The following is a 20,820-nucleotide window of genomic DNA, read 5'->3' on the forward strand; positions in this document are numbered from 1 at the left end:
CAAAGCCCGCGCAGACTCACTTTCGCTTCTGCTGTTTACCTTGCGCAGCGGCAAGTTGATGGCGATCAACCTGCTCAAAGTCAGCGAAATCATCCCCTGCCCGCCGCTGACCAAACTGCCGGAGTCGCACCCGCACGTGAAGGGTATTGCCACCTTGCGCGGTACCTCGTTGTCAGTGATCGATCTCAGCCGCGCCATCGGCGAGCGCCCACTGGAAGATCCGGACGGTGGCTGCCTGATCGTCACCGATGTCAGCCGCTCCAAGCAGGGCCTGCATGTTCAGGCGGTGAGCAAGATCGTTCACTGCCTGACCACCGACATCCGCCCGCCGCCCTTTGGTTCCGGTGGCAGAAGCGCGTACATCACCGGTGTCACCTCGGTCGACGGCACGCTGGTGCAGGTGCTGGACATCGAAAAAGTCATCCACGGCATCGCCCCGGTGCAGATCGAGATGGCACCGACCGAACTGAGCATGGAAGACGCCGAAATATTGGGTAACGCGAGGATTCTGGTGGTCGATGACAGCCAGGTCGCCTTGCAGCAATCGGTGCATACCCTGCGCAACCTCGGCCTGCAATGCCACACCGCACGCAGCGCCAAGGAAGCCATCGATTGCCTGCTCGACCTGCAAGGCACCGCGCAACAGATCAACCTGATTGTCTCCGACATCGAAATGTCCGAGATGGACGGCTACGCCTTCACCCGCACCCTGCGCGAAACCCCGGACTTCGCGCACCTCTACGTGCTGTTGCACACCTCGCTGGACAGCGCGATGAACAGCGAAAAGGCCCGTCAGGCCGGGGCGAACGCGGTGTTGACCAAATTCTCCTCACCGGAACTGACCAAGTGCCTGATCGACGCGGCCAAGGCTGTGGCCGAACAAGGTCATTGAGCCTTGGCCGGGGACTATTGCTGGTTGATGCGGCGCAACCTCGCAGAGGTCGCGCCGGCCATTGACTGGCCAACTGGCGTCCAATTGATTGACTATCGCCCCGAACTTGCACAAGCGGTACATCGCTTGATGGAACTGGGTTACCGCGACGGCGGTGGCCGGGTGCCGGCGCTGGAGCGCTGGCAACAAAATTTTGAAACCGATCCTGAATACGATCCCGCGCTGTGCTTTGTGGCCCTGGACGCCGAAGGCGTAGTTGCCGTGTGCCAATGCTGGACCAGTGCCTACATCAAGAATCTGGTGGTGCATCCACGGGCGCAACGCCGGGGCCTGGGACGCGCGCTGCTGTTGCATGCGTTCAAGGTATTTGATCAGAGACGGGAAGGTTTTGTGGATTTGAAGGTACTGGAAGACAACCATCGGGCGCGGCGGTTATATGAAAGTGTCGGAATGCGTGAGGTGCGTCGGGAACCGGTTCCACTCTGACATACTCACATGCTGGCCCTGTCTGCCCAAGGATTGCTGACCCATGAAAGCTGCCACCCTGACCTTCCTCTGCCTCACGGCCCTCGCTACCCAGGCCCACGCCTCCAGCCCTGATGCCTGGGCCGCCTACGATAAAACCGTGCTCGCCAGTTGCACCAAGGCCAGTGGCCTCAAGGATGCCAAACCCGTCGGCAATGCCGCGCAGTTCGATGACCGCGTTGGCTACACCGCGCTTTTGTTGCAAGGCCAGTATCCGCAAAAACACATGAAAGGCGCGCAAGGCACCGAGCTGTGCCTGTACAACAAAAAAAGCAAAACCGCTTACGTCACCGAATGGGACTCCATCCGCCCGGCCACCAAGGCGCAGTGAGTGGCGCATAACTTGCTTCGTCAGGGATCTGCACGGCGGCATCCTGTCGCCGATTGATGCCCCCGGATGCGACTGACCGTTAAATGAATACGACGTTTTCCTGCGTAGGCTGTGGCAAATGCTGCAATGACCACCATGTACCCCTGACCCTGCCCGAAGCCCGCATGTGGGCGGCGGACGGGGGGCAAGTGATCATTCTGGCGGAAGCCTTTTTAAGTAACGGGCTGGGCTTGCCGGAGCAGCAACGAGAACACGCCGAACGCCGATCGGCGCGGGTTCGCAGCGCCGACGCAGAGGCCTACGTCGCCATCACCTTTGCGGCTTACAACGTCGGTGCCTGCCGGAATCTTGACGAAGACAACCTCTGCCGCATCTATGAGCGGCGGCCGCTGGTGTGCCGCATTTATCCGATGGAGATCAATCCGCACATTCCACTGAATACGGCCGGGAAGGATTGCCCGCCCGAGTCGTGGGAAAAAGGGCCTGAGCTGATCGTCGGTGGCGAGTTGGTCGACCGCGAGTTGTCAGAGCTGATCCAGCGTTCCCGTCAAGCGGACCGCGATGACATCCAGGTCAAAGACGCCATTTGTGCGCTGCTTGGGTTTCGCACGGCCGCGCTGAAAGGCGATGGATTCACCGCTTTTCTGCCGGACATGCACGAGTTCGCCACGATCATCGACGAATTGACCGGGCAGACGCTGCCGGAGTGGAGCAGCGAGTGGCAGTTTCATGTATCCGGCGAGGACATTGCCGGGCAGGTAATGGCGGCCGGTGCGCAATTGGCGACTGAGCAGCCTGCGAACTATGCGTTTATTTCGTTGCGGGCGGCTTGATTCGGGATTTGCTGTGTTTGCACCGGCGTCATCGCCAGCAAGCTGGCTCCCACAGGGTCAGCGCTGAACATAAAATTCACGAACATCTCATACCACTGTGGGAGCCAGCCTGCTGGCGATGGGGATAGTCCTGCCACCGCGATCATCCGGTGTTCAGCGCTTGCCCATCGACCGCCGAGTACCCGGAGGCGCCATGCCTGGGGTCTTGGTGTGGCCGTTTTTGGCACCGTTCTTGTACCACGGCTGGTTGGAGCCCTTGGCGGACGCCAGTTCACCCGGTTTGAACGGGAACTTGAACGCCGGGATTTCGGCTTTGGTTTCGCTGTCGGCGCTGGCGTCGACGCTGTCGCTCAAGACGTCGTCGGCAGGCGGTTGTTTCGGGGAAGTCATGAAAGCTCCGGGTGATGCGCAAATGTCGGGCCCGGTCAGCGAGCCACGAAAGGCGCCAGTATAACTGGATGAAGCGCTGCAAGCTGCTGTTAAGCGACTCGCACAAATCCCGCGAAGAATGTTAGCGTGCTCAGCATCCTCCTCCGCCCGACGAGCCTGCATCCATGAAAAAAACCGTCCTCGCCTTCAGCCGCATCACGCCTGAGATGGTCGAACGTCTGCAGCAAGATTTCGACGTCATTGTGCCCAACCCGAAAAACGGCGACATCAACACCCAGTTCAACGAAGCCCTGCCCCATGCCCATGGCTTGATCGGCGTCGGTCGCAAGCTCGGACGCGCGCAACTGGAGAACGCCGCGAAACTGGAAGTGGTGTCCAGCGTCTCGGTGGGGTATGACAACTATGATGTGGCGTACCTGAGCGAACGCGGGATCATGCTGACCAACACCCCGGACGTGCTCACCGAAAGCACTGCCGACCTGGCTTTCGCCTTGCTGATGAGCAGTGCCCGTCGCGTCGCCGAACTGGATGCGTGGACCAAGGCCGGACAATGGCAGGCCACGGTCGGCGCGCAGCTGTTCGGTTGCGATGTGCACGGCAAGACCCTGGGCATCGTCGGCATGGGCAACATCGGTGCCGCCATCGCCCGCCGTGGCCGCCTGGGCTTCAACATGCCGATCCTCTACAGCGGCAACAGCCGCAAGCCTGCGCTGGAACAGGAACTGGGCGCGCAATTCCGCAGCCTCGATGATCTTCTGGCCGAAGCCGACTTCGTATGCCTGGTGGTGCCGCTCAGTGAGAAAACCAGGCACTTGATCAGCCACCGCGAACTGGCGCTGATGAAGCCAAGCGCCATTCTGGTGAACATTGCGCGTGGCCCGGTGGTCGACGAGCCGGCACTGATCGAAGCGCTGCAAAACAACCGCATTCGAGGCGCAGGGCTGGATGTCTACGAAAAAGAACCGCTGGCTGAGTCGCCGCTTTACCAGCTGAAAAACGCGGTGACCTTGCCGCACATTGGCTCGGCCACACATGAAACCCGCGAAGCGATGGCCAACCGCGCCCTGGCCAACCTGCGCAGCGCGCTGCTCGGCGAACGACCGCAAGACCTGGTGAACCCGCACGTCTGGAAAGGCAAGAATTAAACCGAGTATTCCTGCAGAAGTTGCCCAAGGCTGCGATTTTTCAAATTTGATCGTTAAATAAAAATCGCAGCCTGCGTCAACTCCTACAAATATGCACAACGACACAACTTGCAATTCAGTACCAAACTTCTTCCCGAGAAAGATAGATAGACTCCGACACAACAATGGCAATAATCGTGCAATCGGAGTGCACTCTAATGAATAACTTCACCACCACCTTAGTTATCAGAAGGAGCAAACTACTCGTCGTCCTGATAGCTTTTTTGTTCGGATTCACTACTTCCATCAACAACTTCACCGACTATGCAGCCTACACCGAGTATATCGGGCGAATCATCAGCATGAGCGATACCACCGGTAATGATTCTCGACTTTACCGGGCCGTCACTCATCCGCTTTTTCATCATCGTTTTTACTGGGCAATCATAACGTTGGAAGTCATCTTTACCATCAGTTTCCTGGTAGGCGCCTATCAGATATACCGCAAACTTGCAGCACCACGAAGTGAATTCCATGAAGCAAAAAAATTCGCCATCATTGGATTCAGCAGCGCCATTTTCGTTTACCAGGTTTTATATGTAATCATTCTCAACGAGTGGTTCGACATGGAGTCTTCCGTCAATCGTAATGCCTTCTATTGGGCAAGAAGCAATATCGAATACATGTTTTTTGGGCTGATCTATCTGCTGGCGGTGAAGGATAACTGACTCCCTGGCTGTTCATGCCAGTTTCCTCGCCATCGGACTTACACTCGGCTTGGGTTTGCGGAACACCAAGACGTTACCCAACATGACCATCACCAACCCTGCCAGCGCCGGCGCGGTCCACTGATAGCCTTCGGCAATCGCCGAGACGTTCAGCGCCACCACCGGGAACAGCACGGTGCAATAAGCCGCACGCTCCGGCCCCATGCGACCGACCAGCGTGAGGTAAGCAGTGAAACCGATCACCGAACCTGGAATCACCAGATACAGCAGCGAGCCAATGTAGCGCGCATTCCATTCCATCTCGAACGGGATGCCCTTGACCAGGCACCACACCGACAACATCGCCGCGCCGTACGCCATGCCCCAGGCATTGGTCGTCAACGGTCTGAGCCCGGCTTTCTGTTGCAGGCTCGACAACATGTTGCCCGCCGAGAAACACAAGGTGCCGAGCAGCGCCAGACCCAACCCGAGCAAGGTTTGCGGGCTGGCGGTGTGGCCAGCGAGTTCAGGCCAGAACAACAGGCCCAGCCCGAGCAAGCCCAACGCACCACCCATCAACACATTGCGGGCGATTTTCTGGCCGAAGAACACCCGCGCATTGAGGGCGTTCCACAGGGTCGCGGTGGAAAACACCACGGCCACCAGACCGCTGGGAATCCACTGGCTGGCCGTCAGGAAACACATGAAATTGATGCAAAACAGACACAAACCCTGCGCCAGACAAATCAGATGCCCGCGCCGGTTCATCACTTGCAGCTTTCGGCTGAGCAACAACATCGCGAACAGCACCAGTGCTGCCAGGCCGAAGCGATAGACGATCGATACGGGAATCGCCACCACGCCCAGTTGCCATTTCAGGGCAATCCAGGTGGTGCCCCAGATCAGCACAGTCAACAGGTATAACGACAGGTTCATGGCAAAGGCTCCTCGATAGGCGCTCAGTGTCCTGCGCCGTGCCTTTGCGCACTTGCATAAACTTGCGCTTTTGTCAGGCAACTGGCTGGCAGTCGCAGCGCTACAGAGTAGGATGCAAGGCGTTGGAAGCAGGCGTTAGCGAGCAACGAACATGGCCTCACTGGATACCCTACAAGTCTTTCAAGCCCTCAACCGCTCGCCGAATGCTCGCCTCGAGCACAGCGCCGAGCTCGGTGACGGCTTGTCCGCAGCCTTGTGGAGCAACCACCACGACGCCCAGGATTACGAAGCGCCAAGCCATCACACGCTGTCGTGCTATATCGCTGGCGGCACCGGCACCTTTCGCCGTGACCAACCCGGCAACAAGGGTGGCCCCGACAAATTGTGCATATTGCCCGCCGACCACCAGTCAGGCTGGGTGATCAATGGCGACATTCGCCTGGCTCACCTGTATTTCAGCCCGGAACAATTTGCCCTTGGCTGCGTCACCCTGCTGGACCGCGAACCACGGGAGTTGCAACTGCGCGAACGGACGTTTCTCGATGACCCGCAGCAGGCGGTGCGTTTTCGTCAGTTGATCAGCCTCAACTGGGAAGAGCCGGGCGAGCGCCTGCTCACCAGCAGCCTGGCCCACGAGATTCTCAGCCACGCCCTGCTCAGCCAGGTGAGCGTGCGACCGGGTCTGCGTCTCAAGGGTGGTTTGGCAGCACACCAACGGCGTTTGTTGGTGGAGTACATCGACAGCCATCTGGATCAAGCCATCAGCCTGGGGCAACTGGCAGCGTTGTGCGCGCTGTCGGAATACCACTTTGCGCGGATGTTCCGTGAGAGTTTCGGTTTGCCGCCACATCAGTACGTGTTGGCACGACGCCTGAACCGGGCGCGGGAACTGTTGCGCTCGACTTCGCAGCCGTTGGGCGAGATAGCCCTGGCGTGCGGATTTGCCAGCGCCAGTCACTTTACCAATCGTTTTCGCCAGAGCCTGGGTGGGACGCCCGGGGAATATCGGCAGGCGTTTTTGCGCTGATATCCAGAGGCTGGCAGATCATCCATTCAATACTGTGCGAACGCGACAATCGGGCTGGCCAGCAAGCTCACAACGGCCAACGCCAAGGCCAGGCGCGGGCGATACGGTATGAGCAACACCAGCAGCAAGGCACTGAGCATCAACACCGCAAACCAATCCACTAACCCGAGCGCCCAGTTCATCGCTGATACCGCCGGCCACAACGAAATCGCCAGCAACACCCAGCCCGCGACTTTCAACCACTGACGCGAGCGCGTTGACGGTTTGCGTCCCAGCAGGTCGGCATGATGGCGGTCCATCGACAAACACAACGCGGTAAAACCGCTATAGCAGAGCAAAAGGGCCAGCAACATTCAGTTCGCCTCTTGCTCAAGGGTGATTGCTTGGGCACGTTGCCGGACGACATCGGTCTTTGCGGCGCGCCGCATTTTCCAGGCAGCCCAGGCGAGGAACAGCCCGCTGACCAGGCATGCCAAATCGAAACCGGCCATGGCCCAATCACCTTCTATCAAGGAGCTGCCCAAGTGATACGGCGTGGTCAGTGCATTGAGCAATGGCAAGGTGCCAAACAGCAACGCGGCCAACGACAACTGCTCGACCCACGCCGTGCGCCCTCGGCGAGAGATGGCATGCAGCAGGCTCAGCGCCCATAGAATGAAGAAACTGTTGACCTCCCAATTGCCGCGCTCGGCCAACCCGATCGGCAACAAACGGTTGGCCCAGAAAAACCCGGCTACCGCGACGACCAACCCCGACATACCGGCAATATTCAGCACCTCCACCAGCCGCAGTTCGAAGGGCATCACGCTGCTCCTGGCATGTTTGAGCTGCCGCTTGCCAAGCCAGATCACCAGCCCGGTGCCGATCATCGCCGTGCTTGCCAGCCCACAGATAAAGTACAACCAGCGCAACAGCGGACCGGCGAAATGGCCCATGTGCAAACCGTAGAAAGTGCCGGCGACGGCCATTGGCATGGCTTGCGCCGGGGTCGCGGCGAGCAGTTGCCCGGTCACGCCGTTGAACGTCACGGCGCTGCCGAAATCGTGAACCACGCGGTCTGCACCGCTGCGAGCCAACACCACAGTGGCGTTCGCATCACCCGGATTATTCACCGTCAAGCGCCTGACCTGGCCACCCGCCCATTGCCCGCGGGCCTTTTCCAGCAGCGGCGCCAGGGGCAGCAATGGCGTTGGCTGACCAGCGGCTTTCGCGGTATTGGCCGCTGGAAACACGTCGCTGAAAAACGCCTGCACATCGCCTTTGTACGCCGCCAAAATGCTCGCCGGCATCACCATGCTCATGAAAATCACCAGGCTGCTGTAGGTGATCATCAGGTGAAACGGCAATACCAGCACACCGACTGCGTTATGCCCGTCGAGCCAGGAGCGCTGGCCTTTGCGCGGGCGGAAGGTGAAGAAGTCCTTGAAGATTTTCTTGTGGGTGATGATCCCGCTGATCAACCCGACGAACATCACCATCGCTGCAATGGTCGACAGCCAACGCCCCCACGGATAGGGCATTTGCAGCTGGAAATGGAAACGGTAGAAGAACTCGCCGCCCTGGGTGTCCCGGGCCTGCACCTCACGGCCGGTTTGCGGATCGAGCAATTTTGCCGTGAGTTGGCCGCGCTCACCGGGCTTTGCCGGTGCCTGTTGCCAGCGTACCGAGAGTGCCGGTTCGCGGGCGCTGGGCAATTCAATGATCCAGCGTGATGCGCCGGGAGCCTGTTGCTGAAGGTAATCCTGGGCAAGGGCCAGGCTCGATTCGGTGGACACCGACCGCGCGGGGATTTCCGGCTGCATCCAGTGAGTGGTCTCATCCTTGAAATAGGCCAGTGTGCCGGTCAGGAAAATCGCAAACAGCAGCCAACCGAAGAGCAAACCGACCCAGGTGTGCAACCAGGCCATTGCCTGGCGAAATCCCTCTTTCATGATTGCCCCATCCAGTAAGCCAGCCCTGCCAACGCCGCCAACAGCAGGCCTGTCAGGATCAACCCGGCCCAGGCTCGCCACGCTGTTCGACAAGCAAAGCACCAGATCACCGCAAGCAGATAGACCAGGAAGGAACTGAGCATTCCGGTCACCACCGCTTCGGCGCGGGCCATTGGCACCCACAGCGTCAGGCAGACACTCGCCAGCGCCGAGACGACATAGCCGCCAAGCACGGCAGCCAGCACGCGTGATGTGACCGCCAGTCGATAGGAAACGGGGAGCGTCTTGCTTGTGGCTTTCATGTTGCGACCTTGGAACCTGGTGAGGCGGCGTGAATATCACGTGGCCAGCAAGGCGCAATACTAATGATAAAGATTCTTATACGCAAAAGAAGTGAAGCCGTGATCACTTGCTCAGTGAATCCTGAAAACAAAACGGGCCTGCAATGCAGGCCCGTTTCGGTGGGTAAGTAAAAACAGTGAATCAGGCTTCAACCGTTTTGCGCAGCCTGTTCGTTTTCAAGAAACTCTTCTTCCAGTAGCACATCGGCGTGGGCCCTGCGCTCGAACGGCACCACAGCGGCTCGTGGTTTGCCTCGCAATTTGCCGAACAGATGTTCCAGCGCATGTTCGAGTTTTTCAGCGGCTCCATCGATCGCCAGTTCCAGGCTGGCGGCTTTATGGGTGACGGAAATCGGTTGGTGGCCTTTTGGCCGCGCTTCCAGTTGGCAGCGCAAATCGTGGGGACCCGGCTTGTCGCCGTTCTCGTCCCGCAGGTGAACCTCGACGCGTGTCAGGTCCTCCTCATATCGTTCGAGCGTGCTCTCAATGGTAGTACGTACCCACTCCTCCAGTCGTTTACTGCCTTGAATATGGTTATCGCTATTGACTTGGATTTGCATAGTTCATCCCTTATTTCAGCTAGCTCGCGAGAGGCCGGTCAGCTAAGCCCTTGGGCGTCATCACCGTGACCTCTTACTTACACAATCGGTCTGTACGCTGAACAATTCAACCCCTAAAAAAAGATAAATTTCTAATCGCAAAAAAAGCCGGACAACTGGCAAAAGCGCTGTTAAGGTCGGGAGTTGGTTCGGTCCGCCCCTACGTAATAATTGCTCACATCTGCCGCTCGCCCAGCGGATGCAAACCGCGAAAAATCCCCGCTTCTTCCACCAGCCAGTCATGCACCGCACGCACGCCCGGATGACTCAGCGCCCCCGGCGCATAGAGCACCATGTAGCGTTTGTGATTAGGCACCGTCAGCCCAAACGGCACGATCAATGCGCCGCGCTCCAACTCATCGTTGAGCAGCGTTCGCCGGGCAATGGCAACGCCCATCCCGGCGATGGCCGCTTCGATAGTCAGGTGATTGCGATTGAACGTGTGACCACGACGCACATCGGCTCCTTCGAAACCGATGGCGTTGAGATAGAACTCCCATTCGGCGTATTCATAACTGCCACGCCAGGCTGTGATGTCATGCAGCAGTGGAAAGTGCATCAAGTCCGCCGGCCCATGCAGCGGCGGGCGACCGCGCAGAAGGCCCGGTGCACAGACCGGAAAAATCTGTTCGTCGAGCAAGGCTGTGGATAACAGTCCCGGATAACTGCCGTCGTTGAGGTCGATGGCCAAATCGAAATCGCCCTCATGCAACGGCACGCTGCTGTCCTCGGCCACCAGGCGCAACTGGATGTCCGGAAACCGCTGCTGCAATCGCGGCAAGCGTGGCGTCAGCCATTTGCTGAGGAACGATGGAATCGAACGCACGCGCAAGGTGCCGCTGATCATGCCGGCGTCCAGTCGACGCAATTCCGCATCGATGCTGCCGTAAGCCTCATTGACGGTGATGGCCAGTCGCTGGCCTTCAGCACTCAACTCCACGCCCCTTGCACGTCGATGAAACAAGCGAAAACCCAGGCGCTCTTCAAGCTGGCGGATCTGCTGGCTGACCGCCCCCGGCGTGATGTGCAGTTCTTCCGCACAACGGGTGAACGACAAGTGCCGGGCGGCGCAGGAAAACACCTGTAGCCACACGTAGGTCTGGGCGTGCAATTGACGGCTCATTGTTTAGTCCTGCTAAAGGCTGTCTTAGGAAGTTTCGTTGGTCACGTAGGACCGAGGCAGGCAGTATCGCTGAAAGTGCGCTTGTCCTACAAAAATGGCAGCGATTCATCTTCCATTGCAGGAATAGGCTTTAGCATGGCTATCAGTTTTTTCGATCTCTTCAAAGTCGGCATCGGCCCATCCAGCTCTCATACCGTGGGTCCGATGCGTGCAGCTGCGACCTTCTCCCAAGCGCTGGTCGATCAACATTTGCTCGCCGATGTGCGGCGAGTTGAAATCCGCCTCTACGGCTCCCTGTCGGCAACCGGCGTCGGCCACGCCACCGACCGCGCCTGTGTCATGGGCTTGATGGGCGAGTGGCCGGACAGCATCAATCCCACGTCCATCGACAGTCGAATCCAGACCCTGCGCGAAACCGGCGAATTGTCCCTGGCAGGCCAGGTGACCATCGCCTTCGACTGGGCACACGATCTGCTGCTGCTTGACGAAAGCCTGCCCTACCACCCCAACGCCATGTCCCTGACAGCCTTCGGCGAAACCGGCGAGCTGTTTGAACAGACGTATTACTCGGTTGGTGGCGGTTTCATCATCGAAGCGGCTGAAGCCGAATCCGGGATCTCACCGGCCAGCGAAGTGCTGCTGCCGTACGATTTTTCCAGCGCCGTCGAATTGCTTCAGCTGTGCAACCAGCACAACTTGCGGGTTTCCGAATTGATGATGGCCAACGAACGGGCCTGGCGCAGTGACGCCGAAATCCGCCAGGGCTTGCTGCATATCTGGTCGGTGATGCGCGAGTGCGTCGAGCAGGGCTTGAACCATGAGGGCATCCTGCCGGGCGGTCTGAATGTTCCTCGTCGCGCGGCGAAATTGCACCGTAGCCTGCTGGAAATCGGCAAACCGAACGTCATCACCTCGACCCTCTCGGCGATGGAATGGGTGAACCTGTTCGCCCTCGCCGTGAACGAAGAAAACGCCGCCGGCGGGCGCATGGTCACCGCACCGACCAACGGCGCGGCTGGCATAATCCCGGCGGTGTTGCACTACTACATGAAGTTCAACCCGGATGCTTCGGACGATGATGTCGTGGCGTTCTTCCTGGGCGCGGCAGCGGTGGGCATTCTGTGCAAGAAAAACGCCTCGATCTCCGGCGCCGAAGTGGGTTGCCAGGGTGAAGTCGGCTCAGCCTGCGCCATGGCTGCCGCTGGCCTGGCAGAGGTGCTGGGGGCCACGCCGGAGCAACTGGAAAACGCCGCGGAAATCGGCCTCGAACACAACCTCGGCCTGACCTGTGACCCGGTGGGCGGGCTGGTGCAAGTGCCGTGCATCGAACGCAACGCGATTGCCGCCGTCAAGGCGATCAACGCCACGCAAATGGCTCTGCGCGGCGACGGCAAACACTTCATTTCCCTGGATCGGGTGATCCGCACCATGCGCGACACCGGTGCCGACATGCACGACAAATACAAAGAGACCTCACGCGGCGGCCTGGCGGTGAACTGGGTAGAGTGCTGATCGTTTTCGAGGCGCATCACGGTTTAATGCCCTGAATCGTGCAGGCAAAAAGAAGGCGGGCCACAGTGCCCGCCTTCTTTTTGCCGTGATCATTGTCCGACAATCCAGTCGGCATGCCCCTTGCTACATCCCTGTTGGAACAATGATGGCGATATGGCCGTGAAATGGCCGGTGGTCCGGCGTTGCGAACCAACCCGATCACGGCCGGTCAACAACTGCACGTTCAATCAGGCGGTGACGCATCATGGACAACCCCTTTCAGCTCATTACCGATGCCTTTGCAGCGGATTACCAGATCAACCTGAGCATTCAGGGCCTGGACGGCAGCATCATGCTGACCCTTTCCAACAATGGCCGGATCGTTGCCAAACGCATGATCAGTGCCGAGCAACGCAATGACCCTGCACGCCTTAAACGACTGGTGCAAAGCATCCAGTTCGGCATCGCCATCGAACAAGGCCACAGCGCCGTGGCCGTCCTCGAATCCATGACCGATGGCGGCACGCGCAGCCTGCCGCCACCCCCAGCCAAAGGGCGCCCGCGCCCCACCATGGGCCTTTAAAGCTCGCCCTTCTCCACCTCCGGGTGTTCACTGGAACCCGCACCGATCTTGCGGTGCGGGTTTTCTATCTTCACCGACGGAAACTGCGACGAAGCGTAACGCACCACCAGAATCGCAAACGCCAGCAGCAGAATACCGCCACACAGGTAGATGATCCCCAGGTCCGGTGGATTGTGGTGCGACACGTTGGATATCAACAGCCGCGTCAGCGCAGTGATCGCCACGTAGATCAGGAAACGCACCGGCATGTGGTTGGTCTTGAAGTAAATCCCGACCATCGCCCCCAGTTCCAGGTAGATGAACAGCAGCAGGATGTCATCAATCTTGATGTGCCCCTTCTCGAGCATCCCGAGAAACTCCATCACCGCCGCCCACGCGGTCACCGCACCGATGGCGAACAGTGCGAGGTAATGAAAGGTTTCGACGAACAGGTTGCCCAGGGACTCAGCCAGTTGATGCACATTCTGCCGCAGCTTTTCGGCCCAGTTGATTTTCACGATGATGCTTCCTTAGGTCGGCTCGACCGGATAATGCGGGTTGGACGTGACGGTTTTGCGCATGCAGAAAAAAGGCCACTGCATGATGGCGAGCGGCCCGCAATTGCGCGCCGTGGCGTTTGGTCGCACCTTGGGTGCCGTGCACCTGACAAACCCTGAATCCGGACTACATTAAAAAGCCACTACCCAAAGCAAAGGGATTCGCTTATCCTTTTCGCTGTATATAGATACAGTAGTCGAAATCGACAACCAATGTGAAGGCATGTGAGGTGGTGAATGGCCGTCGAAGTGGTATACCGCAGCAGCCGAGATCTGGAGCGCTTGTTCATGGATAAAGCCGAAGCTGACCGTCATGACAAAATGCTCGAACTGGCCGAGTTGCTGGCTGAAGTGTTGCAAAAAGCCGTTCCGTCCCTGACCGAGCAGCAAGTGGAAGAAGCCGGGATCTACATGGCGAAAAATCGCGATGTCTTCGCCAAGGCATTCAAGAGCCAGCCGGACGCCCTGTCCGAGTTGCTGACCGCACCGGCTGAAATCGCGCCAACGGTCGAAGCGGTTGAAGCCGTAGAGCCGGCACCAGCGGCCAAACCGGCCAAGGCACCGAAAGCTGCGAAGTGACATGCGAATTGAATAGGCCCTGAGTCGAATGACTCAGGGCCTTTTTCATTTTCCAGACTCAAAGGTTCTTGTTATCGGTACAGCACTTTCTCGGCCAACTCATCGGCCACCCGCGCCGGTGAACGTTTCTCCGCCTGGGCATGGGCAAAGACTTCAGTAAGTCGCGTGCTGATTTTCGACAAATGCGCAGTGATGGTCGACAGCTCTTCACCACGGTGTTTGAGCGAAACGTAGATCAAGCCACCGGCATTGATCACGTAATCCGGTGCGTACAGGATGCCGCGTCGCTCAAGTTGATCGGCGACGTCCAGGTGCGTCAGCTGATTATTCGCCGAGCCCGCCACCGCCGAACAGCGCAATTGCGTGACGCTATGACTGTTCAGCACCCCGCCCAGACCACACGGGGCCAGAATGTCGCATGGCGTGCTGAGCAATGCATCGTTGGCAATCGGATGCGCGCCAAGTTGCTCCATGGCCAGTTGCACTTTGCCGTGATCGATGTCGCTGACCAGCAACTCGGCACCCGCGGCATGCAGCTGTTCCGCGAGGGCGAATCCGACATTGCCCAGGCCCTGAATAGCCACACGCAAACCTTCTAGATTGTCGCTGCCCAAGCGGGCCATGGCGGTGGCGCGAATGCCGGTGAATACGCCCATCGCCGCATGCGGCGCAGGATCACCCGCCGAGGTCGTGCTGGTGACGTGCTGGGTCTGTTGCGCGATGCAATCCATGTCCGCCACGGAAGTACCGCTGTCGATGGCCGTGATGTAGCGTCCGTCGAGTTGATCGATACAGCGTCCGAAAGCTTCGAACAGCGCCCCGCGGTTCGCGACATGGGCAGGCCGGACAATCACCGCCACCCCGCCCCCCTGGGCCAGGCCGGCCAGTGCCGCTTTGTAACTCATGCCTTGGGCAAGGCGTATGGCATCCTCGACAGCAGACTCGTCGCTAGGGTAGGCAAGGTAACGACAGCCGCCCAGGGCAGGTCCCAGTCGGCTGTTATGGATGGCAATGACCGCCTTCAACCCGGTGACCGGGTCAACGCTCAGGTGCAGCGATTCAAGGCGAGTGCTTTGCATGAGAGCAAACATCGTAAGGCTCCCGAATCACTTCTTGTAGTCGCCAGTATAGGCTTGCGCCCAAAAATTGCAGAAGCGCACCGGAATAAGCGACGCAGCTGTAGAGTCTTTCGGAAATAACCTGTTGTTGCCCCTGCAAGGCACTGGACGAATAGCGGAGACGGGGCTAAAACGAGGCATTGCCCGGAGATTTCAATGACGCCGCGACAATCGTTTTTCGCTTGCCTGCAACGTTCACCGCCCGCCCTGTTCGAGGCGGCGCTGTGGATTTGCGTCGAACATGACAGCGAAGTGTCCCCCGAGGCAACGCTGGAAAAGGTGCGAGAACTGCAACAACGAGCCAGCGGCGGCTTGCCAATGCTGCCGGTGAGCGAGCTGGCGCAGCCGTTGCTGCGGCGCATGAATGATCTGGGGTTCGCGCAGGACGATGCCACACCCTTGCGGCCGCAAGCAGCGTTGATCCATAAAGTGTTGGAACGCCGACGCGGGCAACCGCTGGCCCTGGGGCTGATTGCGCTGGAATTGGCCAGAGGCCTGGAAATTCCCTTGGTCGGGGTAAACTTCCCCGGCCATTTTCTCTTGCGTGTGCCCGGTGCCGATCACTTGCTCGATCCCTGCGGCGGTCGCCGACTCTACCCCAACGACTGCCGCGAACTGCTGCAGCGCCAGTACGGCCCGAACATCAAGCTCAGTGCCGAACACCTGGTGACAGCCGAACCGGTGCAGATGCTGCAACGGCTGTCGCGCAACCTGCGCCAGTTGCACCTTTCCCACGACGATTACATTGGTGCCCTGATCGACGCCGAGCGCGTGCTTGAACTGGGTAACGCCAACGCCGCCGACTACCTGGCCCGCGCCAGTCTCTACCAACGCCTGGACTGCCCGAACGCCGAGCGCTTCGATCTGGAGCATGCGCTGTTGCTCAGTGACGACCCGATCCAGCGCATTCGCCTGACGGAACGGCTTGGGCATTTGCCGCCCAACTCAATCGTCCACTGAAAACAAACCTTTGTGGGAGCGAGCCTGCTCGCGATAACGGCGATCCATCCAAGACCGTAATCGCGAGCAGGCTCGCTCCTACAGAGGTGTTACGGCGTGTCCGGTTGGTTTGCCGGATGCGCCTTGATGAACGCCGGATGCGTGGCTGCCAATGCCGCCACCCGACGAATTCGCGGGTACGCCTCAAGGGAAATGTTGAAACGCTCAGCGGCATACAACTGTGGGATCAGGTAAACATCTGCCAATCCGGGCTGCGGGCCAAAGCAGTAGCCTTGCTCGCCGATCAACTGCTCCACGGCCGCCAGCCCCTGGCCGATCCAGTGCCCGATCCACTCCATCACCTGCGGTTCATCATGGCCCAATTGCCGCAGCCGATTGAGCACGCTGACGTTGTGCAATGGATGCACGTCGCAACCGATCAACGCTGCCACACCGCGCTCATGTGCACGAGCGACAAGGTCTTTGGACAGCAGCGGCACCTGTGGATAACGTTCCTCCAGGTACTCGATGATCGCCGGTGACTGGATCAGCAACGCGCCTTCTTCAGTGCTCAAGGCCGGCACCCGGCCTTGGGGATTGAGGGCCAGGTACGGCGGTTGGCGGTGTTCGCCACCGGGCTGCGCGATCAGGTTGATCGGCAGCGCCTGATAGTCCAGCCCCTTGAGCGCCAACGCGATGCGCACCCGATAGGACGATGTAGAGCGGTAGTAGGTATAGAGTTCCATGCTCCGTTCCTCTCAGCGCGCCGGCAGCACTTTGCCGCGGCACTCGCCGAAGCCGATGGACGCGAAGCCCTCGCGAGTGCATCGGCCACGCAGGATGATTTCGTCACCGTCTTCAAGGAACTTGCGCACCTCGCCCGACGCCAGCTCGATCGGTTTTTTACCGCCCTCGGTGATTTCCAGCAGGCTGCCGAACTGACCGTTTTCCGGCCCCGACAAAGTTCCCGAACCGAACAGGTCACCGGCCTGCAATTGGCAGCCGTTGACGCTGTGATGCGCGACCATTTGCGCCACGGTCCAGTACATGTATTTCGAATTGCTCAAGGTCAGGCGATGAGCCGGCAGGTTTTGCTCGCGCATGGCTTCGGTCAAGAGCAAGACTTCCAGCTCGATATCGAAACCGCCTGCAGCCTGATCACGTTTGTCGAACAGGTACGGCAGTGGCTGCGGATCACCTTCCGGGCGCGCAGGCTGGGCGCGACGGAAAGGCTCCAGCGCTTCAGCGGTCACAACCCATGGCGAGATGCTGGTGATGAAACTCTTCGACAGGAATGGCCCCAATGGCTGGTATTCCCAAGCCTGGATATCCCGCGCCGACCAGTCGTTGAGCAGGCAGAATCCGGCGATGTGATCGGCGGCGTCACCGATGGCGATCGAGTCGCCCATTTCGTTACCCTGACCGATCCAGATGCCCAGTTCCAGTTCGTAGTCTAGACGTGCGCACGGACCGAAGGTCGGCTCGGTCTGGCCGGCCGGCAGGGTCTGGCCTTTCGGGCGGCGTACGTCGGTGCCGGATGGACGAACAGTCGAAGCGCGGCCGTGATAACCAATCGGCACATATTTGTAGTTCGGCAGCAGCGGGTTGTCGGGACGGAACAGTTTGCCGACGTTCTGCGCATGCTCGATGCCGACATAGAAGTCGGTGTAATCGTTGATCTTCGCTGGCAGGTGCATCTGGCAATCCGTCGCCAGCGGCAGCAGTTTTGCGCCTTGGGCTTCGATCTTGCCGTGCAGCGTGCTGCCTTCGCTCAACAGTTCCAGCAAGCGTTCGCGCAGCGCCACACGAGCGGCGCTGCCCAGCTCGAAGAACGCATTCAATTGACCGCCACGGGTGGCTTCGACGGCAGCTTTCGCGGCGCCGTCGAACAGGCCGGCATCCAGTGCGGCCTCCAGGTCGAAAATATGCTCGCCGATGGCCACGCCGCTGCGTGGTGCCGAACCCTTCACGCTGAACACGCCCAGCGGCAGGTTCTGCAGCGGGAAATCCGCGTGGCCGTTGGCGGAAGCAACCCAGCTGCGAGTGATGGAAGTCTGCGTCATGGGTTATCTCCGGGTCGGGTCGAAAGTGGCGGGCAGCGTAGCCCAGCAAGCGTCGTAGGTGGTTTGCAGTTGCGGGCAATCAAGGGCGAACCGGCTCGGGCGCAAGACCTGGCTGGTCTCGAACATGAAGGCCATGGTGTTATCGATTTTCGCCGGTTTGAGCTCAGCGTTGATCGCTTTGGTGCAGGTTTCGCCATCGGGGCCGTGGGCGCTCATGCAGCTGTGCAACGACGCGCCACCGGGTAAGAAGCCTTCGGCCTTGGCGTCGTATTCGCCTTGGATCAGGCCCATGAACTCGTTCATCAGGTTGCGGTGGAACCATGGTGGACGGAAGGTGTTTTCAGCCACCATCCAGCGCGGCGGAAAGATCACGAAATCGAGGTTGGCCAACCCATGGACACTGGTCGGCGAAGTCAGCACGGTGAAGATCGACGGGTCCGGGTGATCGAAGCTGACGGTACCAATGGTGTTGAAACGGCGCAGGTCGTACTTGTACGGCACGTTGTTGCCATGCCAGGCGACAACGTTGAGCGGCGAATGATTGAGTTCGCAGGCCCACAATTGTCCGAGGAACTTTTGGACCAGGGTGGTCGGCTGCGCAAGGTGTTCGTACGCCGCGACGGGGGTCAGGAAGTCCCGTGGATTGGCCAGGCCGTTGCTGCCGATCGGCCCGAGATCCGGCAGGCGCAATGGCGCACCGTGGTTTTCCGCGATGTAGCCACGCGCTTGCGGATCAAGCAGCTCGACACGAAATTTCAGGCCCCGGGGCAGTACGACAATTTCCAGGGGCGCCACTTCCAGCACGCCCAATTCAGTGGCAATGCGCAAACGCCCCTGCTGTGGCACCAGCAGCATTTCACCGTCGGCATTGAAGAACACCCGCTCCATGGAGCGATTGGCGAGGTAGTTGTAGATGCTGATGCCGGCCGGTTTTTCGGCGGAGGAGTTGGCCGCCATGCTCACCAGGCCGTCGATGAAGTCGGTCGGCTCAGCGGGAATCTCAAGTGGGTTCCAGCGCAGGCGATTGGGCGTCACTTCACCCAAGGGGCCACCGGCCAACTGTCGGTCGAGTTTGACGAATGCCGGGTGATTGGCCGAGGGCTGAATGCGGTACATCCAGGTCCGCCGCGCTTCGCTGCGGGCCATGGTGAAAGCGGTGCCGGAGAACAACTCGGTGTAGAGGCCGTAAGGGGCTTTTTGCGGGGAGTTCTGGCCGACGGGCAATGCACCGGGGAGCGCTTCGCTGCTGAATTCGTTGCCGAAGCCTGACTGATAAGCCAACGCCTGGGCGGTTGAATCGGGGTTCATGGAGCCTCCTGAACGGGAGTCGACGGTAACCGATCGCTCTGGAGCAGCGCTCATGGCCCGTCTGGGTTATTTTTATCGTAATTCAATTACGCATAACGTAATTTGATTGGTATTGACCGTCAAGCTATAAAGACGCCCATTCGTCCCGGGATCACAGCACCAACATGGAAAAGCCCAGCAGCGACAGTAACGGCAAACAGAAAGTCCGCTCCGCCGAGGTGGGGACCGACATCCTCAAGGCGCTGGCCGAGTTGTCGCCCTCGACCTCTCTTTCGCGCCTGGCCGAACACGTGCAGATGCCGGCGAGCAAGGTTCACCGCTATTTGCAGGCGCTGATCGCCAGCGGCTTTGCCGAACAGAACGCGGCGACCAACCATTACGGCCTGGGCCGTGAAGCGTTACGCGTTGGCCTTGCGGCCCTCAACGCAATGGATGTGCTGAACGTCGCCGCCCTGCCCTTGGCCGAGCTGCGCGATGACTTGAATGAAACCTGTTTTTTAGCGGTGTGGGGCAATCAGGGCGCGACCGTAGTGCGCATCGAACCCGCGGTGCGTGCGGTTACGGTGGTCACACAATTGGGCTCGGTATTGCCCTTGCTCAGTTCTTCGACTGGCCTGGTCTTTGGCGCATACCTGCCCAAGCGCGAAACCGTTGAGCTGCGCGACCGGGAATTGCAGGAGCATGCCAGTCACGCGCTGGCAGATGAGCAGGCTTACACCCTGTTGTGCGAGCAGATCCGTGCGCGGGGCCTGCATCATGTGCATGGCTTGTTGATGCCGGGGGTGGACGCCTTGTCGGCACCGGTGATGAACGCAATGGGAAATGTCGTGGCCGTGTTGACCGTGGTCGGCCCGACGTCGCTGTTCCACGCCGACGAAGATGGCCCGGCCGCGCAGCGTTTGTTGTCCGCAACACGCGCCGTCAGTTGGCGAATGGGCTATGAGGCAAAAACACCCGGCGCTTGAATAGCGGTTGTGCCGGCACGCGCCGGCACAACCGCTGAATCAAACTACAGATTGAATTTGGAACAGCTCTGCAATATCTGCACTAATACCGTTGACTTCGTCAAACTCCAGACCTTTGAAACGATGTATCGAATCAAATGTATAGGCTTTGACAAACAAACCTAGATGGTCGCCCTCAAAGTAAGGAACTTCGCCGTCCTGCAATTTCAGATACAAGGCCCATACCAGCGTTTGCGAGTAAGTGACCAGTGGTTTTTCAAGCGAATAAACGCCATTGATGTAAACGTCGTCAACATCAATTCCACGCCCGCTGAGCCTTGCATGCAATATGGCACGCACTCGCTCGATATTTAATTCTTCCATGACTGAATAACCTGTTAATTAGAGTTGATAACGCCAGACTCAAACCATGGTTGCCTATGTCTGAGTCCTGCCAACATCTTAATTAAAACCATCATCGTTGCACCCAAGGGAGTGTT

Annotated in this window: 24 protein-coding genes and 1 pseudogene; 12 read left to right on the forward strand and 13 right to left on the reverse strand. The window is 59.2% G+C overall.

Annotation, left to right across the window (positions count from 1 at the left end; all coding sequences use genetic code 11):
* From D8V06_RS15145 to D8V06_RS15160, 4 genes are all read left to right on the forward strand, one after another.
* The coding region (locus D8V06_RS15145) for a chemotaxis protein (RefSeq protein ID WP_130931223.1) at positions 1–892 on the forward strand (892 nt) is incomplete at its 5' end.
* Positions 893–919: 27 nt separating this feature from the next.
* On the forward strand, positions 920–1,378 hold the full coding sequence (locus tag D8V06_RS15150) for an N-acetyltransferase (protein ID WP_056855096.1): 459 nt from the start codon (positions 920–922) through the stop codon (positions 1,376–1,378).
* A 43-nt stretch (positions 1,379–1,421) separates the two neighbouring features.
* Positions 1,422–1,748 (forward strand): hypothetical protein, encoded by a 327-nt coding sequence (locus D8V06_RS15155; protein ID WP_056855095.1) that lies wholly within the window; start codon positions 1,422–1,424, stop codon positions 1,746–1,748.
* 83 nt (positions 1,749–1,831) lie between these two features.
* A complete protein-coding gene (locus tag D8V06_RS15160) occupies positions 1,832–2,581 on the forward strand; it encodes a YkgJ family cysteine cluster protein (RefSeq protein ID WP_130931224.1) in 750 nt (249 codons plus the stop codon).
* 153 nt (positions 2,582–2,734) lie between these two features.
* Here D8V06_RS15160 and D8V06_RS15165 read toward each other — a convergent pair whose 3' ends face one another.
* Entirely contained in the window at positions 2,735–2,971 is a 237-nt protein-coding gene (locus tag D8V06_RS15165; RefSeq protein ID WP_056855093.1) for a hypothetical protein, read from the reverse strand.
* 164 nt (positions 2,972–3,135) lie between these two features.
* On the opposite strand from D8V06_RS15165, the gene D8V06_RS15170 reads away from it, so the two are divergent.
* Positions 3,136–4,116, forward strand: a complete 981-nt coding sequence (locus D8V06_RS15170; RefSeq protein WP_130931225.1) for a D-glycerate dehydrogenase — start codon at positions 3,136–3,138, stop codon at positions 4,114–4,116.
* Positions 4,117–4,313: 197 nt separating this feature from the next.
* Positions 4,314–4,823 (forward strand): DUF2165 family protein, encoded by a 510-nt coding sequence (locus D8V06_RS15175; RefSeq protein WP_056855091.1) that lies wholly within the window; start codon positions 4,314–4,316, stop codon positions 4,821–4,823.
* Between the two features lie 12 nt (positions 4,824–4,835).
* On the opposite strand, the gene D8V06_RS15180 is transcribed toward D8V06_RS15175, so the two are convergent.
* A complete protein-coding gene (locus D8V06_RS15180) occupies positions 4,836–5,738 on the reverse strand; it encodes a DMT family transporter (RefSeq protein WP_130905193.1) in 903 nt (300 codons plus the stop codon).
* Between the two features lie 151 nt (positions 5,739–5,889).
* Here D8V06_RS15180 and D8V06_RS15185 point away from each other — a divergent pair, with 151 nt between their 5' ends.
* Entirely contained in the window at positions 5,890–6,765 is an 876-nt protein-coding gene (locus tag D8V06_RS15185; protein WP_130905192.1) for an AraC family transcriptional regulator, read from the forward strand.
* 26 nt (positions 6,766–6,791) lie between these two features.
* Here D8V06_RS15185 and D8V06_RS15190 read toward each other — a convergent pair whose 3' ends face one another.
* The 5 genes from D8V06_RS15190 to D8V06_RS15210 form a co-directional block, all read right to left on the reverse strand.
* The gene (locus D8V06_RS15190; protein ID WP_130931226.1) at positions 6,792–7,118 is read right to left on the reverse strand and encodes a DUF3325 domain-containing protein; all 327 of its coding nucleotides are present in this window, start codon (positions 7,116–7,118) and stop codon (positions 6,792–6,794) included.
* Positions 7,119–8,696, reverse strand: coding sequence for a PepSY-associated TM helix domain-containing protein (locus tag D8V06_RS15195; protein WP_130931227.1), 1,578 nt, complete (start codon positions 8,694–8,696; stop codon positions 7,119–7,121).
* Positions 8,693–8,998 (reverse strand): DUF3649 domain-containing protein, encoded by a 306-nt coding sequence (locus D8V06_RS15200; protein WP_056855086.1) that lies wholly within the window; start codon positions 8,996–8,998, stop codon positions 8,693–8,695. The genes D8V06_RS15195 and D8V06_RS15200 overlap by 4 nt, the downstream gene beginning before the upstream one ends.
* A 188-nt stretch (positions 8,999–9,186) precedes the next feature.
* Positions 9,187–9,597, reverse strand: a complete 411-nt coding sequence (locus tag D8V06_RS15205; protein ID WP_056855085.1) for an HPF/RaiA family ribosome-associated protein — start codon at positions 9,595–9,597, stop codon at positions 9,187–9,189.
* A 214-nt stretch (positions 9,598–9,811) separates the two neighbouring features.
* On the reverse strand, positions 9,812–10,759 hold the full coding sequence (locus tag D8V06_RS15210; protein ID WP_130905188.1) for a LysR substrate-binding domain-containing protein: 948 nt from the start codon (positions 10,757–10,759) through the stop codon (positions 9,812–9,814).
* A gap of 135 nt (positions 10,760–10,894) precedes the next feature.
* On the opposite strand from D8V06_RS15210, the gene D8V06_RS15215 reads away from it, so the two are divergent.
* Positions 10,895–12,271: an L-serine ammonia-lyase gene (locus D8V06_RS15215; RefSeq protein ID WP_130931228.1), complete on the forward strand. Its 1,377-nt coding sequence runs from the start codon at positions 10,895–10,897 to the stop codon at positions 12,269–12,271.
* Positions 12,272–12,515: 244 nt separating this feature from the next.
* Positions 12,516–12,833, forward strand: a complete 318-nt coding sequence (locus D8V06_RS15220; protein WP_056855082.1) for a DUF3509 domain-containing protein — start codon at positions 12,516–12,518, stop codon at positions 12,831–12,833.
* Here the strand turns inward: D8V06_RS15220 and D8V06_RS15225 are convergent.
* Positions 12,830–13,330, reverse strand: a complete 501-nt coding sequence (locus D8V06_RS15225) for a phosphate-starvation-inducible PsiE family protein (RefSeq protein ID WP_056855081.1) — start codon at positions 13,328–13,330, stop codon at positions 12,830–12,832. The two genes, D8V06_RS15220 and D8V06_RS15225, sit on opposite strands and share 4 nt — an antisense overlap.
* A gap of 276 nt (positions 13,331–13,606) precedes the next feature.
* Here D8V06_RS15225 and D8V06_RS15230 point away from each other — a divergent pair.
* Positions 13,607–13,846: pseudogene (locus tag D8V06_RS15230) on the forward strand (YebG family protein); the annotation flags it as partial.
* A 173-nt stretch (positions 13,847–14,019) separates the two neighbouring features.
* On the opposite strand, the gene D8V06_RS15235 reads toward D8V06_RS15230, so the two are convergent.
* Positions 14,020–15,039, reverse strand: coding sequence for a Glu/Leu/Phe/Val dehydrogenase dimerization domain-containing protein (locus D8V06_RS15235; RefSeq protein ID WP_056855079.1), 1,020 nt, complete (start codon positions 15,037–15,039; stop codon positions 14,020–14,022).
* Positions 15,040–15,222: 183 nt separating this feature from the next.
* Here D8V06_RS15235 and D8V06_RS15240 point away from each other — a divergent pair, with 183 nt between their 5' ends.
* Positions 15,223–16,026 carry a transglutaminase family protein gene (locus D8V06_RS15240; RefSeq protein WP_056855078.1) on the forward strand — a complete coding sequence of 268 codons (804 nt, stop codon included), beginning with the start codon at positions 15,223–15,225 and terminating at the stop codon, positions 16,024–16,026.
* 89 nt (positions 16,027–16,115) lie between these two features.
* Here D8V06_RS15240 and maiA read toward each other — a convergent pair whose 3' ends face one another.
* From maiA to hmgA, 3 genes are read right to left on the reverse strand one after another with little or no spacing between them, the layout of a single operon-like run.
* The gene (gene maiA / locus D8V06_RS15245) at positions 16,116–16,751 is read right to left on the reverse strand and encodes a maleylacetoacetate isomerase (protein WP_056855077.1); all 636 of its coding nucleotides are present in this window, start codon (positions 16,749–16,751) and stop codon (positions 16,116–16,118) included.
* Positions 16,752–16,763: 12 nt separating this feature from the next.
* A complete protein-coding gene (gene fahA, locus D8V06_RS15250) occupies positions 16,764–18,068 on the reverse strand; it encodes a fumarylacetoacetase (RefSeq protein WP_130905185.1) in 1,305 nt (434 codons plus the stop codon).
* Positions 18,069–18,071: 3 nt separating this feature from the next.
* Complete coding sequence (gene hmgA, locus D8V06_RS15255; protein ID WP_130931230.1) at positions 18,072–19,376, reverse strand: homogentisate 1,2-dioxygenase; 1,305 nt, start codon at positions 19,374–19,376, stop codon at positions 18,072–18,074.
* A gap of 164 nt (positions 19,377–19,540) precedes the next feature.
* On the opposite strand from hmgA, the gene D8V06_RS15260 reads away from it, so the two are divergent.
* The gene (locus tag D8V06_RS15260) at positions 19,541–20,341 is read left to right on the forward strand and encodes an IclR family transcriptional regulator (RefSeq protein WP_130931231.1); all 801 of its coding nucleotides are present in this window, start codon (positions 19,541–19,543) and stop codon (positions 20,339–20,341) included.
* A gap of 39 nt (positions 20,342–20,380) precedes the next feature.
* Here the strand turns inward: D8V06_RS15260 and D8V06_RS15265 are convergent, their stop codons facing one another.
* Positions 20,381–20,704 carry a hypothetical protein gene (locus D8V06_RS15265; protein WP_056855073.1) on the reverse strand — a complete coding sequence of 108 codons (324 nt, stop codon included), beginning with the start codon at positions 20,702–20,704 and terminating at the stop codon, positions 20,381–20,383.
* Between the last annotated feature and the right edge of the window lie 116 nt (positions 20,705–20,820).

The sequence above is a fragment of the Pseudomonas sp. Sample_24 genome (assembly GCF_004307605.1).
GTDB lineage: Bacteria > Pseudomonadota > Gammaproteobacteria > Pseudomonadales > Pseudomonadaceae > Aquipseudomonas.